The sequence below is a fragment of the Methylocapsa palsarum genome (genome assembly GCF_900114285.1).
In the GTDB taxonomy this organism is placed as follows: Bacteria; Pseudomonadota; Alphaproteobacteria; order Rhizobiales; family Beijerinckiaceae; genus Methylocapsa; species Methylocapsa palsarum.
This window is the reverse complement of record NZ_FOSN01000001.1, coordinates 191,300-206,396: the sequence shown is the minus strand read 5'-3', so window position 1 is coordinate 206,396 and position 15,097 is coordinate 191,300. Positions and strand designations below refer to the sequence as shown.

The window sequence follows — 15,097 nt, the reverse complement described above, 5'->3', positions numbered from 1 at the left end:
ACGCGCTCTAGCGCGCTCCGCCCGCGTAATGGACTGCGGAAGCCCGCTCAAACCGGGAAAGCGGTTTCGGACTTGATGTTTTCGAGCGCGATGTGGGACGTCACGTTCTTGAGCGGAATGAGGTCGCGCAATTTTCCGTAAACGACGTCGAAGGCCGCGGTGTCGGGAACGACGACGCGCAGAACGAAGTCGACATCGCCGGCGACGCGATAAACATCCATGATTTCCTCCATGGATGAGACGCAGTCGACAAATCGGGTCAGTTCCTCGCCCGAATGCTGCCCGACCTCAATCGACACGAAGACCGTCAGCCCCAGCCCGAGCTTCTTCGGATCGAGCACGGCGATGCGTCTCTTGATGACGCCCAAAGCCTCGAGCCGCTGCAATCTTTTCCAGCATGGCGTTTGAGACAGGCCGATTTGCGCCGCGATTTCGGAAATCGTCAGGGAGGCGTCCCGCTGAACGATGCGCAGGATCCGTCTGTCCATGGAATCGAGAGGTTTCAGGTGGTTCATGGCAAGGTCCAAACCGATATCCATTCAAACTATAAACTTTATAGAATAAATGTCTATCAATCATTGCGCCGCTCATGCCGGATCCATCCCGTATCCGGCGACCAAAGCCTCAGTCCGCGCCCCGGAGCGTTGAGTCCGCCGAGGCGCGGGCGCAGCTGATGTTTCGCGTAAATGGTTCAGGGTGACCCGGCCGGCCCCTGCCCACCCTATCCCCGGGCGAATCGTCATCGAAACATTCGAAGCCGTAGAAGCGAGGCCGCCGCTCTGCGTCAGCGGATCGTGCGACAAATCGCCCGCGCTCGAAAGTTTGGCGAAGCGGCCGCGGCTCCCCTCCAACCGATTGACAGTCTTGCGGAAACATCCGCAGCGCGGCGGACGAGAGCGCCAAAACGGCTAAAAGTGTGATTTGGCTGGGGGACCTGGATTCGAACCAAGATTGACGGAGTCAGAGTCCGCTGTTCTACCGTTGAACTATCCCCCAAGGCGCATGAATCAAGCGGCCCCATGGGCAGGGCGCGCCGCTCCGACGCGTCCCGTGCGAGCGTGGTCTAGATACTCGCGCCGCCGGTGTCAACGCGCATGCGGGTCGCGCATGCGCGCTCGCGTGCCCAATCGCCTGCCGGCTCAATGGTAGGTTTCGCCCTCCTGAACCTTGGCGCGGAACGTCCAGTATAAAAACGCCGTGTAGCTGAGCACCAGGGGCAGCATGATCGCGACGCCGATCAGCATGATTTTCAAAGAGGCCGGCGCGGCCGCGGCCTGCCACAGACTGACCGAGGGCGGAACGAGATTGGGATAGGAGGAAATCGCCAGCCCGAGAAAGCAGAGGAGAAAAATGCCGATCACCCCGAAAAAGGGCTTGAACTCGTCCTCGCGCGCGATCCAGCGCCAGACGGAAACCATCAGCGTCGCCGTGGCGAGCGGCAGCGGCCAGAGGAGATAGATATTGGGAGTGGAGAACCACCGCGCTCCGATATGGGCGTAGCGCAGGGGGGTCCAGAGGCTGACCAGCGCGGCGAAGATCGCGACGGCGATCAGAAATTTGGGCGCCATCGCGCGGGCGTGACGCTGGACGTCGCCTCCGGTCTTCATGATCAGCCAGCAGGCGCCGAGCAGGCCGTAGCCGGCGATGAGGCCGAAGCCGCACATCAGCGAGAAGGCCGAAAACCAGTCGAACGGGCCGCCGGCGAAGATGTTGTTCTGGACCTTGATCCCTTTCAGGAGGCCGCCCAAAATCAGCCCCTGCGAAAAAGCCGCGACGATGGAGCCGATCGAGAAGCCCCAATCCCAGCGGCTGTGGTTGGGTTTGCTGGTCCAGCGGAATTCGAACGACACGCCGCGCAGGATCAGGGCGAGCAGCATCATGATCACCGGGATGTAGAGCGCCGGCATGATGATCGAATAGGCGAGCGGAAACGCCGCCAGCAGGCCGCCGCCGCCGAGCACGAGCCAGGTCTGGTTGCCGTCCCAGAACGGCGCGACCGAAGTCATCATGACGTCGCGCGCCCTCTCGCTCCGCGTCGTCTGGAACAGGATGCCGAGACCGAGATCAAAACCGTCGAGAAACACATACATCGCGACGGCGGTCGCGATGACGCCGGTCCAGATCACCGGCAGAACGTCGTCGATGTTCGTCATCATTCCTCTCCCGCGGAATCGCCAAGCGCGCCTGTTCCCGCGGCCAGAGGCCGGGACGGCGTCCCCGTCCGCGCCGCGACGACCGAGGGCGTCGGACCTTTGTTGATCAGCCGGTTCATGGCGTAGATGCCGGTCGAAAACACGATTCCATAGACGAGAACAAACCCGATCAGGGATCCCAGCACCGCTTGCGCGATCACCGGCGAGGCGGCGTCGGCGGTGCGCAGCACCCCGGTCGCAATCCAGGGCTGACGGCCGATCTCGGTCACCATCCAGCCGGAGATGATGGCGACAAACCCCAGGGGCCAGCTGACCGCCGCGACCTTGAGGAACAGGCGATTCGTCGTCAGTTCGCCCCTCAACGCAAGGACGCCGCCCCAGATGACGAGCGCAAGGAGCGCAAAGCCGACGCCGACCATGATGCGGAAGGCGAAAAAGACCTGCGGAACCGGCGGCCGGTCGGCGCGGGCGAACTGCTTCAGTCCCGGATAGGCGCCGTCCCAGCTGTGGGTGATGATCAGACTGCCAAGATGCGGGATCGCGACCTGGTAGAGATTGGATTGGGTCTTCTCGTCAGGCCAGCCGAAGAGCACCAGCGGCGCGCCTTTTTCCACCTCCCAGTGACCTTCGATCGCCGCAAGCTTCGCCGGCTGGTATTTCGCCGTGACGAGACCGTGCTGATCACCGATGAAGATTTGCAGCGGCGCGAGAATCACGGCGAGTCCGAGGCCCATCCGCAGCATCGTTTTCGAATGATCGGGGAATTTACCGGCGAGCGCGAAGCGCGCGCCGACGGCGAGCACGACGATCGACGTCGTGAGATAGGCGGCCGTCAGCATATGGGCGAAACGCAACGGAAACGTCGGGTTGAACACGACGTCCTTCCAATCGAGCGGGAAGGCGATCCCGTTCCTCAATTCGTACCCGGCCGGATATTGCATCCAGGAATTGGCCGACAGAATCCAGAAGGCCGACGTCGCGGTGCCGATCGAAACGATGATCGCGGCGGTCAGATGCAGCCAGGGCGGGACGCGGTTCCGGCCAAACAGCATGATGCCGAGAAAGCTGGCCTCGAGAAAAAACGCGGTCAGCACTTCATAGGCAAGCAGGGGCCCAAGGACATTGCCGACGACCCGTGAGAAGCCGCTCCAGTTGGTCCCGAATTCATAGGAGAGGACAAGACCCGACACCACGCCCATCGCGAAGGAGACGGCGAAAATCTTGGTCCAGAACGAGGCGAGATCGCGGAAGCGGTCGTCCCTGGTGATCATCCATCGCGCGAGCAAGACGGCGATGAACGCCGAGAGGCCGATGGTGAAGGCGGGAAAGATAATGTGGAACGTGATCGTGAAACCGAACTGAATCCGGCTGAGCAAGGTGGCGTCGAGATCCATGGCTTTCCCTCAGTGCGCCCAGCCCCAATGACCTATCCCGGAAGGACCTGTCCCGGAAGACGCCCGGATGACCCGCCAGAGAATCGCTCTGGCGATCGAGCGTCGGCGGCAAACAGATCGGCTATGCGGGCAGGGACGCTTGCGAGACATGCGTGAGTGATGCCTTCACGCCGCCTGGGCCGCTCAAGACCTCGACCTTTGCGTCAAGCTGCTGCGCGAGCGCTTTGACCAGGGACGTGCCGAGGCCGCCCTTCGCAAGATCTGCAACGACTTCCTGCTTTCCGGCCCCGTTGTCAGAAACGACGAGAGTCCAATTCTCATTATGGGTCTGATAACTGACGACAACTTGACAGTCCGGCTTTTCCTTCGGAAAAGCGTGCTTCAATGCATTAATCACAAGCTCTGTGACGACAAGACCAAGGCTGACCGCCTTTGAGTACTCGGCTTTTCCGCCGTTGATCCGAACCTGCAGCGAGACCGACCGGCTTGCGCCGATCATAGACGCCGCCAAGCTTTCGCAAAGCCCCGAAAGATAAGGCTTGATGTCGATCTGATCATGACGCTCGGAAATGTGCAGATGCTGCTGTACCGCCGCCACCGCCATTACGCGTCGATGCACGTCCTGAAGATGCAGACGGGTCTCGTCTGAGGTACGGTACGCGCTTTCAACATTAGGATGCTGGCGATGATCTGAAGGCTGTTTCCGACGCGGTGCTCCATTTCGCGGAGCAACACGTCTTTTTGCTGGATCAATTCTTCCGTGCGTCGCAAAAACTCATCTTTCTCACGATCGGCGGCCCGCAGTGCGGTGACATCCTCGAACGCCAGCAAAAGAGTGGTGCGCGCGGAATGGTCGTAGAACACCTCGCGCGCATTCAGCAGCATCGTGCGACGGCCAATCCTCGGAAACTCGTGCTCGACCTCAAAACACTCTGCGGGGATATGTTCCCGGAGGACTTTTTCCAAAAGCGCGCCAAGATCAGGAATGCGCCACTGACCGTCGCCCAGGGCGTAAAGCGACTGACCCAGAACGTTAGAACTCGCGACCTCGAACATGAGACAATAGGAGCGGCTGACGGCGAGCACGCACAGGTCGTCTCCAAGCACAAGCAACGGCTCGCGAATCGTGTCCACGATCGCTTGCGCAAGCGTACCCGGATCTTCGATGGTCTTAAAAAGGGTAGTCACGGAAAGCCTCGATCGCGGCCATGACCGCGTCCGACCTTATCTCACTTTCGGTCCCATGATTCTATTGAAAATTACGACGAAACCTAAGGTCGTCCAATAATGAAATCAAGCGCTCAAGACACCGCCAAAAGCCCGTTAACTAAGTGATTGGGCCAACTTCCGTCTTATCGCCGTTCAGGGGATTGTTCGGGTCCCAGCCATAGCGCAGCGTTTCGAACCGCATCAGGAGCGCGTCGACGAGAAGCAGCTTGCCGACCTGGCTTTCACCGAAGCCGACGATTTCGCGCATCACTTCGAGGGCCATCAGCGAGCCGAGCACACCGGTCAGGGCGCCGAGCACACCGGCCTCGGAACAGGGCGGCGACGCGCCCTCGGGCGGCGTTTCGGGAAACAGACAGCGATAGGTCGGATTAGGCCGGCCATCGGCGCCCGCCTCATAGGGCCGCAGAACCGTCAGCGATCCGTCGAACGCGCCGACCGCGGCGGTGACGAGCGGACGTCTAGCGTGAAAGCAGGCGTCGGAGACGAGATAGCGCGTCGCAAAATTGTCTGACCCGTCGGCGATGACGTCATAGGCTTCGACGAGACCGCGCGCGTTGCCGGCCGTGAGCCTCATAAAGTGCGGCGTGACCTTGACATGGGGATTGAGCCGCTCCACCGCCGCGGCGGCGCTCTCCACCTTGCTTCGACCGATGTCGCCCGTCCCGTGCAGGACCTGGCGCTGCAGATTGGACAACGAGACGCTGTCATCGTCGGCGACGCCGATCTCGCCGACGCCGGCCGCGGCCAGATACTGGATCAGCGGCGAGCCGAGCCCGCCCGCGCCGACGACGAGAACCCGGGCGCGGTTGAGCTTTTGCTGGCCGGGACCGCCCACGCCATGCAGCACGATATGGCGCGCGTAGCGTTCTATTTCGCCTTGGGAGAACAAGAATTTTGATCCTTCATGGCGCGATTTGCGTATGTATATCTTGCGTGGCGTGGCCGCGATTGCCTGTTTACCGGCGAGGGGGCCTCTCTGCGAGAAAAAAACCGCCGCTGCGTGCGGACGCCGGGATCAAGAGTTTGCCACAACAATCAACCTGCAAAAACCGTGCGGCGAAAACCTGCCCCAGGCGAGGATGGCGAGGCCCGCCGCCGCGCAGGAGTCTGCCCGCATGAACAGGCGATTAAGCGGGCGCGTCGAGGCCTCCATTGCGCTCGCGCTGATGCTCGTGCCGCTCGCCTTCCTGGCCCTGATCGGGTTCTTGCAAGTGTGCCGCAACGCGCCGGAGGCGAAAGCCGCGCGGACCGAGATGGCGCAGCGGCTGAAGGTGATGGAGCTCACCGACGCGATCGATAGCGCGGTCCGTGACGCCGAGAGCGGCCAGCGGGGTTTTTTGATCACCGGAAGCGACAAATATCTCGAACCCTATGAGCGGGCGAGACAAGCGATCCCCCGACTCTTCGCCGAACTGCGCCGCGAAACGCTCGACAAACCGGGCCAGCAACGGCGGCTCGCCGAGCTGCAAACGACGACTGAGGCCAAAGTGGACGAACTCGTGGCGACGATCAAAGCGCGACGCGAGCAGGGATACGAGGCGGCCAAGGCTATCGTCGAAACGGATGTCGGACGCGAGACGATGATCGAGATCGAGACCCTCCTCAAGCAAATTCAGGAGGCCGCCGCCGGGCGGCTTCAAAAAGGGCTGGAGAGATCAGAAGCCGCTGAACGTCAGATCACCGCGACGTCGATCGAGGGCGGCGTGGTCGCCGCCCTCGCTCTCCTCGCCGGCGCATGGTTTTTGTCGCACGCCTATCGCAAGGCGGCGTCATCCGAACGTATTCTGCTCGCCACCCTCGACAGCGTCAGGGAGGGCGTCGCGACCTTCGACGCGGACGATCGCTTGCTCGCCTGGAACGCGGCGTTTACGCGAATTCTGGGAATCGCTCCAGACGCGCTCGCCCGTGGAGCGAATCTGGTGTTCGACCCGATAACGCATCCGGCCGCGGCGGAGGTCGGCGCAAAAATCGTCAGTCTTCGCGAGGAGGGGCGCCGCGCCGCGCGCGCGGTTCTCGTCGAGCGCAAGACCACGGACGCCCGGCGCCTGGAAATTTTCCATAATCCTCTCGCGGGCGACAGCTCCATCACCACCTTGCTCGACGTCACCGAACGGCGGCGCGCCGACGAAATGCTTCTTCAGACCGGCAAGCTCCAGGCGCTGGGCCAGATGACCGGCGGCGTCGCGCATGATTTCAACAATCTGCTGACGATCGTGATCGGCTGCGTCGGCATGCTGCGCGAGGCGGTCGGCGGCAATTCCAAGGCGCTGGAACGCATCGAGATGACGATGCTCGCGGCGGAGCGCGGCGCAAGGCTGACGAAACAGCTTCTCGCGTTCGCCCGGCGTCAACCCTTGCAGCCGGAGGTCGTCGCGGTCGGCCCGTTGATGACCGAGATTTTGCCTCTTGTTCTGCGCGCTGTCGGAGAAACGATCGAGGTCGAATGCATCTCCTCGGGTGGGTTGTGGAACACGATCGTCGATCCAGCCCAGTTTCAGTCCGCCGTCCTGAACCTCGCGATCAACGCCCGCGACGCGATGCCCGATGGGGGTAAGCTGACGATCGAAGCCGTTAACGCTTCGCTCGACGATTCCTACGCCGCGCGCCACGCCGAGGTCGAACCTGGTCAATATGTGATGTTCGCGATCACCGACACCGGCCTTGGCATGGACGAAGCGACCAAGTCCCGCGCTCTGGACCCTTTCTTTACGACAAAGCCGGTCGGCGAAGGCACCGGACTTGGCCTCCCTCAGGTCTACGGTTTCGTCAAGCAGTCGGGCGGCCACATCAAGATTTACAGCGAAGCGGGGGAAGGCACGACCGTGAAGCTGTACCTGCCCCGCAGCGACGGACAGGCCGTGGCGCGTCCAATCGAGCCCGGCGCCTTCGCTTCAAGCGCCGCCGAAACGGTGCTGCTCGCGGACGACGATGAAATCGTCCGCGCCACCGTCGCCGCCATGCTCGAAAGCCTTGGCTATAACGTGCTGACGGCGGCGGGAGGGTCGGAAGCCCTGAAAATCCTGGAGGAGGGGACGAAAATCGACCTTCTGTTCACCGACGTCGTCATGCCGGGGCCGATCGGCGGCCGGAAGCTCGCCGAACTCGCCCGCGCGATGATCCCCGGACTGAAGGTTCTGTTCACCTCCGGGTACACCGAGAACGCAATCGTTCACAATGGCCGGCTCGATCCGGGGGTCGAACTCATCAGCAAGCCCTACACTCTCGACCGCCTTGCGGCGAAGCTTCGTCGTGTGCTTGACGCCGAGTCCGGGATGGCCGCCGCCGCGCGCGTGAAGGCCGGAGGGCCGGGAGAATAATCAAGCGTCCGGCTCGGGCTTTGCTGCGTCCTTCGATTGGCGTCCGGTCCCCGTTTGAGCTAAATCATGGCCGCGACGCCATCGCCGCAACGAAACTCTCGCCGCAACAAGGAAACTGAATAAAGATGCCCGGAAAATTTTGGTTCGCTCTCGTTGTCGCCTCGCTGCCGTTTTGCGGCTCCGCGTTCGCCGATCTCCACGCCGACCGGCAAGCCGCCTGCCAGGAAGACGCCTATCGTCTTTGCAGCGACGCCATACCCGATGAAGCGCAGGTGCAGGCTTGTCTTGAACGGCAGATCAAGGCGCTCAGCCCGCAATGCCGCGCGATGTTCCGGCCGGTCCGCGTTCGCAAGAACCCTTGAGTTCATGGCGGGACGACAGCGCGCGACTTGACACCCTCGCCGAATTCCGCTTCACGGTCACGATTCCGGCGCGTGTTCTCAGGCTTGCGTCGATCAGAATCGATATTGGAATTATAAGGGAAAACGCCAATGAAGCGCGCTGTGACCGCCGTTCTCGCCTCGCTGCTGATGACCTCGGGCGCGCTTTGCGCCAGTTATCAAAAGGAGCAGGCCGCCTGCCAGGACGACGCCATGCGTCTTTGCGGCCCCTATATTCCCGATCACGGGAAAATCCATGCGTGTCTGGTCACCTACAAGGCCAATATCAGCCCGGCGTGCCGCGCGGTCGTCGCGCCCAGCTCCTCGCACGCCAGCAAACATCACCATCACCACAAAAGCTAGTCCAGACCGCCTAGCTCTCGACCAATAATGCGGGACGGCGCTTTAAGCCGCCTGCGCCGATTCGGCGAGCGCGTCGCAAACGTCATCGACGACCCGTTCGACGAGATCGAGATTATCGCCCTCGCCCATCACCCGGATCACCGGCTCGGTTCCGGAGGCGCGGATCACAAGGCGTCCGGAATTGCCGAGCCGGGCTGCGCCGGATTCAATGGCGCGGGCGACGCGGGCGTCCTCCAGCGGTTTGCCGGTCGTGACCTTCACATTCTTCAGCACCTGAGGCAGCGCCTCGAACTTGCGGCAGACCTGGCTCACCGGCTTCGATTCGTGCTTCACGATCGCCAGCAATTGCAGGGCCGCGACGAGACCGTCGCCGGTCGTGCAATAATCCGACAAGATCAGATGCCCGGATTGCTCGCCGCCCAGATTGTAGCCGTGCTGGCGCATATGTTCGAGCACGTAGCGGTCGCCGACCGCCGTTCGGGCGAGCGACAGGTTGATCCCCTCAAGGTAGCGCTCGAGCCCGAGATTCGACATCACCGTCGCGACGATGCCCGGCTTTGCGAGCCGGCCCTCTTCCTTCCAGCGCTGGGCCACCGCCGCCATCAATTGATCGCCGTCGATGATCTTGCCCATTTCGTCAACGATCAGAACCCTGTCCGCGTCTCCGTCGAGGGCGATGCCGATGTCCGCGCGCATTTCGCGGACCTTTTTGACGAGGGCCTGCGGCGAGGTCGAGCCCACGTCCCGATTGATATTGAACCCATCGGGCTCGACGCCGATCGAAAACACTTCCGCGCCCAGCTCCCAAAGGGCTTCGGGCGCGACCTTGTAGGCGGCGCCATTGGCGCAATCCACCACCACGCGAAGTCCGTCGAGGGTCAGATTGCGCGTCAGCGTGCGCTTGGCGAATTCGATGTAGCGGGCGCGGTCGCCCTCGACCCTCATCGCCCGCCCGAGGTCGGCGGGCTTCGCCAGTTTCAGCGCGAAATCCTTGGCCAGCATGGTCTCGATCTGCGCTTCGATTTCGTCGGACAGCTTGAAGCCGTCGGGCCCGAACAGCTTGATGCCGTTGTCCTCGAACCGGTTGTGGGACGCCGAGATCATGACGCCGAGATCGGCCCGCATGGAATGCGTCAGCATCGCCACCGCCGGAGTCGGCATCGGGCCGAGCAAAAGCGCGTCGGTTCCGACCGACGTGAACCCCGCCACCATCGCATTTTCGATCATATAGCTCGAAAGCCGCGTGTCTTTTCCGATCACGACGCGGTGGCGATGTTCGCCCCGCTGGAAAACCACGCCGGCGGCCTGGGCGACCTTCAAAGCGAGTTCAGGCGTGATCGCCACATTGGCGAGGCCTCTTATTCCATCCGTTCCGAAATGCTTGCGAACCATAAATCGATTATCCTTGCAGCCAAGAGTATAGCAATAACAACCTGCAAAAATCTACCCGCTGCATTTATGTATGATGAACGGCGCAATTGTGAAAATTGAAAGGCCGCCCGCGCCGGATTCGCCCAGCTTGGGCGGATTGGCGCCCCCCGAGGACCGCGCGGTCCTCGTCGAGATTCCGGACGAGGTTCTCGAACCAATGAACGGTCCGGGGCGGCGCCCGGGCTTTCAGCCCTCAAAAAAGCGTCCTAAACCCTTATGAATTCCGCCGCATAAATCGTTCATTTTGGATCTTTCATTTATGGTTCCCCGTATTTTGAGCAGACCTCCAGGATTGTTCGCCATGACGCTTCTTCGAGATCCTTTGCGCGCCGCCTTGGCTGCGATTCTCTTGTTCGGATCGGGCTTCGCCGGCGCGCGCGGGCAGTCTGCGGACTTCCCCGCGGCCCGTCTCGACCGGCTGACGGTCGAGACCGACGCGGCGCTCGCGAAATTGGCGCAAGCCAACCAGAGCCTTGCGCAAAACTACGGCTATCCCCCCGCGGACGTCGGGACCGAGACGCCTTATCGCGAGACGCCCTCTCAACGACCGCAGCAGGATTCGGCCGGCCTGCTGGTGCGCATCGACCGGCTCGAAAATCAAATGCGTCAGATCAACGGGCAAATCGAGCAGCTTCAGTTCGGCGCCCGCCGGATCGAGGAACAGCTGCGGAAATTCCAGGAAGATGTCGATTTCCGCTTTCAGGATGGCGGCGCGCGGGGGGCGGCGCCCGCAGCGCCCGCGTCCAAACCGTTGCCGAAACGCACGGACCTCGGCGAGGATTCGGTCGAGCCGGACGCCGCGCCGCCTGTGCGCACGCGCCGCAGCGATGCGTTCGATCCCTCGAAAGAACCGGCCGCGCCTGGCGCGCCCCGCGCCCTCGGAACGGGGTCGGCCCTCACGGGCGACGCCGACGCGCCGCTCGACCTGACCGGCGGCCGGCTCTCGCGCGAGGCTTCCACGCCGGGGGCCTCCTCATCATCGACGGGACGGGCGGCGGCCAGCGCGGATCCGATTGCGGCGTTGACCGCCCCGGGCGGGCCGGGCGACGTGACCGCGCCGCCAAATCCGGTCAAGGCGGAATTCGACGCCGCGATCGGCTTTTATCGGCAGAAGCAATATGAAAACGCCGAAAAAGGCTTCGCCGCCTTTCTCCAGAAAAACGCCAAATCCAAAATGGCGCCCGACGCGGTCTATTATCTGGGTGAAACATTTTTTCAGCGCGGCCGTCAGCGCGAAGCGGCGGAGCAATATCTGAAGTTTTCAACCCAATACGCCAACGCGCCGCGCGCGCCAGAGGCCATGCTCCGCCTCGGTCAATCGCTTTATTCGCTCGGCGCCAAGGAACAGGCCTGCGCGACCTTCGGCGAAATCAACCGGAAATATCCCGCCGCCTCCGCGGCGATCAAGGCTGGAGCTGAGCGGGAGGCGAAACGGGCTCAATGCTGAATGCGCTGGCCAAAATCCACAAGGGCGGCGAAGCTCTGGCCGGGCGGCTCTTTCAGGATTGGGAGCGGGCACGCAAAATCCTTCTCGCAGTGTCCGGCGGGCCTGATTCCGTGGCGTTGATGCTGCTCGCCGCGGATTGGGCGCGCGCTCGCGCGGGCGCCCTTCCGGCGCTCGAAGTCGCGACGGTCGATCACGCCCTGCGGCCGGCGTCGCGCGTCGAGGCCGAAACGGCGGCGCGCTGGGCCGGCGCGCTCGGGCTGCCGCACGAGATTCTGGTTTGGGAGGACGCCAAGCCGGCCGCGCGACTTCAGGAGCTGGCGCGCGAGGCCCGCTACGGCTTGCTGTTTTCCCACGCCGCGAGGATCGGCGCCGACGTTGTCGCGACAGGGCACCACGCCGACGATCAGGCCGAGACGATCCTGTTCCGGCTGTTGCGCGGGAGCGGACTCTCCGGGCTCGCCGGCATGGCGATCGCCCGCGAGCGCGGCGGATTCATCCTCTCGCGGCCCCTTCTCGGCCTCGCCAAGGCGGATCTCCTCGCGGTCTGCGAAAGCAAATCGCATCCTTTCATCAGCGATCCGTCGAATCAGAACCCCGCCTTCGCCAGGACCGGCCTTCGCATGCTCGCCGAACGCCTCGCGCCAGAAGGTCTCGACCGGACCGCGTTGCTGCGCCTTGGCCGTCGCGCCGCGCGGGCCGAGCAGGCCCTCGCCGGTCGGACCGGAGAGGTCCGGGCGGCCTTGCCCGCCCGACGCGAACCTGGGCTGTTTCACGCCGACGCATCGAGTCTTGCGAGGGAGCCCGAGGAAATCGTCCTGCGCCTGCTCGCTCTTGAGATTCGCGCCGCCGCCGGCGGGGCGCGGCCGCTGCGGCTCGACAGGCTGGAAGCGCTGACGGACGGACTGCTGCGGGCGATCCGACTCGAGACGCCTTTCGCGGCGACATTGGGCGGCGCCGCGCTGCGGTTGAGCGCGGACGCTGTCCTGACCATTCGCGCGGAGGCTTTGCGCCGCCGCCCGCCGGAAACACCCCCCGGGAATGAGTGCAGGAAGTAAAAAGCTCCGCTCTCGCCCTGCACTTGGCAAGACTGAAGTCCACGCCTACATTACCTAAAACGCCTGGCCGACAATGGGCGGTAATCATTCACGGGTGGCCGATCTTGTGGCCCGAAGGCCCGTAGCGGGAACGACAATGAACCCTAATTTCCGAAATTTTGCCCTTTGGGTAATCATCATTCTACTCGTCGTCGCGCTCGTTATGCTGTTTCAGAATCCTGGACAGCGCGCTCCGGCCCAGGACATCGCGTTCAGCCAGCTCTTGAACGAAGTCGACCAGGGCCACGTCCGCGAGGTCACGATCTCCGGAAACGAGATTACGGGTCATTTCACCGACAACAGGGCCTTTACGACCTACGCGCCGAACGATCCGACGCTTGTCCAGAGCCTTTATAAGAAGAACGTGTCGATTTCCGCGCGGCCTCCGTCCGATGGAAACAGCTGGCTCTTGACCCTGCTCGTCAACGGGCTTCCGCTCATCGCGATCATCGGCGTCTGGATTTTCCTCTCCCGTCAGATGCAGGGCGCGGGCGGCCGCGCCATGGGATTTGGCAAGTCGAAAGCAAAACTCCTGACCGAGGCGCATGGACGAGTGACGTTCGAGGACGTCGCCGGCGTCGACGAAGCGAAGGAAGACCTGCAGGAAATCGTCGAATTTCTGCGCGATCCGCAGAGGTTTCAGCGGCTCGGCGGCCGGATCCCGCGCGGCGTTCTTCTGATCGGACCTCCTGGCACCGGCAAGACCTTGCTGGCGCGCGCCATCGCCGGCGAAGCCAATGTGCCTTTCTTCACGATCTCGGGTTCAGATTTCGTCGAAATGTTCGTCGGCGTCGGCGCGAGCCGCGTCCGGGATATGTTCGAGCAGGCCAAGAAAAACTCGCCCTGCATCATCTTCATCGATGAAATCGACGCTGTCGGCCGTCATCGCGGCGCCGGACTCGGCGGCGGCAACGACGAGCGCGAGCAGACATTGAACCAGTTGCTCGTCGAGATGGACGGGTTCGAGGCCAACGAAAGCATCATCCTCATCGCCGCGACCAACCGTCCCGACGTTCTCGACCCCGCCCTGCTGCGTCCAGGCCGTTTCGATCGTCAGATCACGGTGCCGAATCCCGACGTCGTCGGCCGCGAGCGCATCCTGAAGGTCCATGTCCGCAAGGTGCCGCTCGCCCCTGACGTCGAGCTTCGCACCGTCGCTCGCGGAACGCCGGGCTTCTCGGGCGCCGACCTCATGAACCTCGTCAACGAGGCCGCGCTTCTGGCGGCGCGCCGCGGTAAGCGCGTCGTCACCATGGCCGAGTTCGAGGATTCGAAGGACAAAATCATGATGGGCGCGGAACGCCGCACCATGGTGATGACCGAGCAGGAAAAGGCGCTGACCGCCTATCACGAAGGCGGTCATGCGATCGTCGCGCTGAATGTTCCGGCGACCGACCCGGTTCACAAGGCGACGATCATCCCGCGCGGCCGCGCCCTCGGCATGGTCATGCAGCTTCCCGAACGCGACAAACTGTCGACGAGCTACGAACAGATGACCTCGCGCCTCGCCGTCTGCATGGGCGGCCGCGTGGCCGAAGAGCAGATTTTCGGCAAGGACCAGATCACCTCCGGCGCCCAGTCGGATATCGAGCAGGCGACCAATCTCGCCCGCGCGATGGTGACCCGCTGGGGCTTCTCCGAGGAACTCGGAACGGTCATGTATGGCGAAAACCAGCAGGAGGTCTTCCTCGGCTATTCGATGGGCAAGCAGCAGACCATTTCGGAGGAAACGGCGCGGAAGATCGATTCCGAGGTTCGCAGACTCGTCGAAATGGGCCTCGCCGAGGCAAGGCGCATCATCACCGAAAAGCGCGGCGATCTCGAGACCCTCGCGAAGGGCCTCCTCGAATACGAGACGCTTTCGGGCGACGAGATCCTCGGCCTCCTGCAAGGACGCCGTCCGGTTCGCGACACCGGCGACGATTCGTCTACGACGCGGGGCTCGCCCGTGCCGACGACAGGCGCCGCGCCTCGCCCCAAGGCAGGCCCGGAGGCGGGCGGCCTCGAGCCGCAGCCCCAGGTCTAGGCCGGCCCCTCAAAGACGCAGCGCGCGGCGATGGCTTCAGATAGGTCCTCGCCCCGCTGATCGATCCAAATCGAAAGGGCGCGCGACTTCCGGATTGGGAGTCGCGCTCTTTTTTTGCGAGCGAGTCACGAGCCGGTGCGCGCAACAAGGGCGCGACACGCTCTCGGCGGGCCGGCGATCGCATGGGGGACGGGGGGAGGAAGGCCCTCGAAAGGGGCTCGGGGCGAAGCCGCGTACTGCGCAGCGACGCCGAGCGCCTTCA

The 15,097-nt window shown here is 63.2% G+C and carries 12 protein-coding genes, 1 tRNA gene and 1 pseudogene; 6 read left to right on the top strand and 8 right to left on the bottom strand.

Features of this window, described 5'->3' with window-relative positions; translation table 11 throughout:
- Positions 1-47 precede the first annotated feature (47 nt).
- From BM177_RS00970 to BM177_RS00945, 7 genes and pseudogenes are all read right to left on the bottom strand, one after another.
- Positions 48-515, bottom strand: coding sequence for an Lrp/AsnC family transcriptional regulator (locus BM177_RS00970; protein ID WP_091677355.1), 468 nt, complete (start codon positions 513-515; stop codon positions 48-50).
- A gap of 407 nt (positions 516-922) precedes the next feature.
- Positions 923-996: transfer RNA gene (locus BM177_RS00965), tRNA-Gln, on the bottom strand.
- Between the two features lie 143 nt (positions 997-1,139).
- Complete coding sequence (gene cydB / locus BM177_RS00960; protein WP_091677351.1) at positions 1,140-2,153, bottom strand: cytochrome d ubiquinol oxidase subunit II; 1,014 nt, start codon at positions 2,151-2,153, stop codon at positions 1,140-1,142.
- Positions 2,153-3,547 carry a cytochrome ubiquinol oxidase subunit I gene (locus BM177_RS00955; protein ID WP_091676109.1) on the bottom strand — a complete coding sequence of 465 codons (1,395 nt, stop codon included), beginning with the start codon at positions 3,545-3,547 and terminating at the stop codon, positions 2,153-2,155. Before BM177_RS00955 ends, cydB begins: the two co-directional genes overlap by 1 nt.
- A gap of 121 nt (positions 3,548-3,668) precedes the next feature.
- Positions 3,669-4,301, bottom strand: coding sequence for a sensor histidine kinase (locus BM177_RS20455; RefSeq protein ID WP_244532054.1), 633 nt, complete (start codon positions 4,299-4,301; stop codon positions 3,669-3,671).
- Positions 4,302-4,417: 116 nt separating this feature from the next.
- Positions 4,418-4,633: pseudogene (locus BM177_RS20450) on the bottom strand (histidine kinase); the annotation flags it as partial.
- A 241-nt stretch (positions 4,634-4,874) separates the two neighbouring features.
- A complete protein-coding gene (locus tag BM177_RS00945; RefSeq protein WP_091676106.1) occupies positions 4,875-5,666 on the bottom strand; it encodes a HesA/MoeB/ThiF family protein in 792 nt (263 codons plus the stop codon).
- A 226-nt stretch (positions 5,667-5,892) separates the two neighbouring features.
- On the opposite strand from BM177_RS00945, the gene BM177_RS00940 reads away from it, so the two are divergent.
- From BM177_RS00940 to BM177_RS00930, 3 genes are all read left to right on the top strand, one after another.
- Entirely contained in the window at positions 5,893-8,094 is a 2,202-nt protein-coding gene (locus BM177_RS00940) for a CHASE3 domain-containing protein (RefSeq protein WP_175492447.1), read from the top strand.
- Positions 8,095-8,219: 125 nt separating this feature from the next.
- Positions 8,220-8,456 carry a cysteine rich repeat-containing protein gene (locus BM177_RS19390; protein ID WP_139223465.1) on the top strand — a complete coding sequence of 79 codons (237 nt, stop codon included), beginning with the start codon at positions 8,220-8,222 and terminating at the stop codon, positions 8,454-8,456.
- 129 nt (positions 8,457-8,585) lie between these two features.
- Complete coding sequence (locus BM177_RS00930) at positions 8,586-8,837, top strand: hypothetical protein (RefSeq protein ID WP_091676097.1); 252 nt, start codon at positions 8,586-8,588, stop codon at positions 8,835-8,837.
- Between the two features lie 42 nt (positions 8,838-8,879).
- On the opposite strand, the gene glmM is transcribed toward BM177_RS00930, so the two are convergent.
- On the bottom strand, positions 8,880-10,229 hold the full coding sequence (gene glmM, locus BM177_RS00925) for a phosphoglucosamine mutase (protein WP_091676093.1): 1,350 nt from the start codon (positions 10,227-10,229) through the stop codon (positions 8,880-8,882).
- Between the two features lie 340 nt (positions 10,230-10,569).
- Here glmM and ybgF point away from each other — a divergent pair, with 340 nt between their 5' ends.
- The 3 genes from ybgF to ftsH all read left to right on the top strand — a co-directional run bounded on the left by ybgF (position 10,570) and on the right by ftsH (position 14,835).
- Positions 10,570-11,715 carry a tol-pal system protein YbgF gene (gene ybgF, locus BM177_RS00915; protein ID WP_175492446.1) on the top strand — a complete coding sequence of 382 codons (1,146 nt, stop codon included), beginning with the start codon at positions 10,570-10,572 and terminating at the stop codon, positions 11,713-11,715.
- On the top strand, positions 11,709-12,770 hold the full coding sequence (gene tilS / locus BM177_RS00910; protein ID WP_091676083.1) for a tRNA lysidine(34) synthetase TilS: 1,062 nt from the start codon (positions 11,709-11,711) through the stop codon (positions 12,768-12,770). The genes ybgF and tilS overlap by 7 nt, the downstream gene beginning before the upstream one ends.
- Positions 12,771-12,906: 136 nt before the next feature.
- On the top strand, positions 12,907-14,835 hold the full coding sequence (ftsH, locus tag BM177_RS00905) for an ATP-dependent zinc metalloprotease FtsH (protein ID WP_091676080.1): 1,929 nt from the start codon (positions 12,907-12,909) through the stop codon (positions 14,833-14,835).
- Positions 14,836-15,097: the final 262 nt, after the last annotated feature.

Coding starts and splice junctions, on each gene's coding strand:
- BM177_RS00970 (WP_091677355.1), bottom strand. CDS start 515: ATGAACCACCTGAAACCTCTCGATTCCATGGACAGACGGATCCTGCGC.
- cydB (WP_091677351.1), bottom strand. CDS start 2,153: ATGACGAACATCGACGACGTTCTGCCGGTGATCTGGACCGGCGTCATC.
- BM177_RS00955 (WP_091676109.1), bottom strand. CDS start 3,547: ATGGATCTCGACGCCACCTTGCTCAGCCGGATTCAGTTCGGTTTCACG.
- BM177_RS00940 (WP_175492447.1), top strand. CDS start 5,893: ATGAACAGGCGATTAAGCGGGCGCGTCGAGGCCTCCATTGCGCTCGCG.
- BM177_RS19390 (WP_139223465.1), top strand. CDS start 8,220: ATGCCCGGAAAATTTTGGTTCGCTCTCGTTGTCGCCTCGCTGCCGTTT.
- BM177_RS00930 (WP_091676097.1), top strand. CDS start 8,586: ATGAAGCGCGCTGTGACCGCCGTTCTCGCCTCGCTGCTGATGACCTCG.
- glmM (WP_091676093.1), bottom strand. CDS start 10,229: ATGGTTCGCAAGCATTTCGGAACGGATGGAATAAGAGGCCTCGCCAAT.
- ybgF (WP_175492446.1), top strand. CDS start 10,570: ATGACGCTTCTTCGAGATCCTTTGCGCGCCGCCTTGGCTGCGATTCTC.
- tilS (WP_091676083.1), top strand. CDS start 11,709: ATGCTGAATGCGCTGGCCAAAATCCACAAGGGCGGCGAAGCTCTGGCC.
- ftsH (WP_091676080.1), top strand. CDS start 12,907: ATGAACCCTAATTTCCGAAATTTTGCCCTTTGGGTAATCATCATTCTA.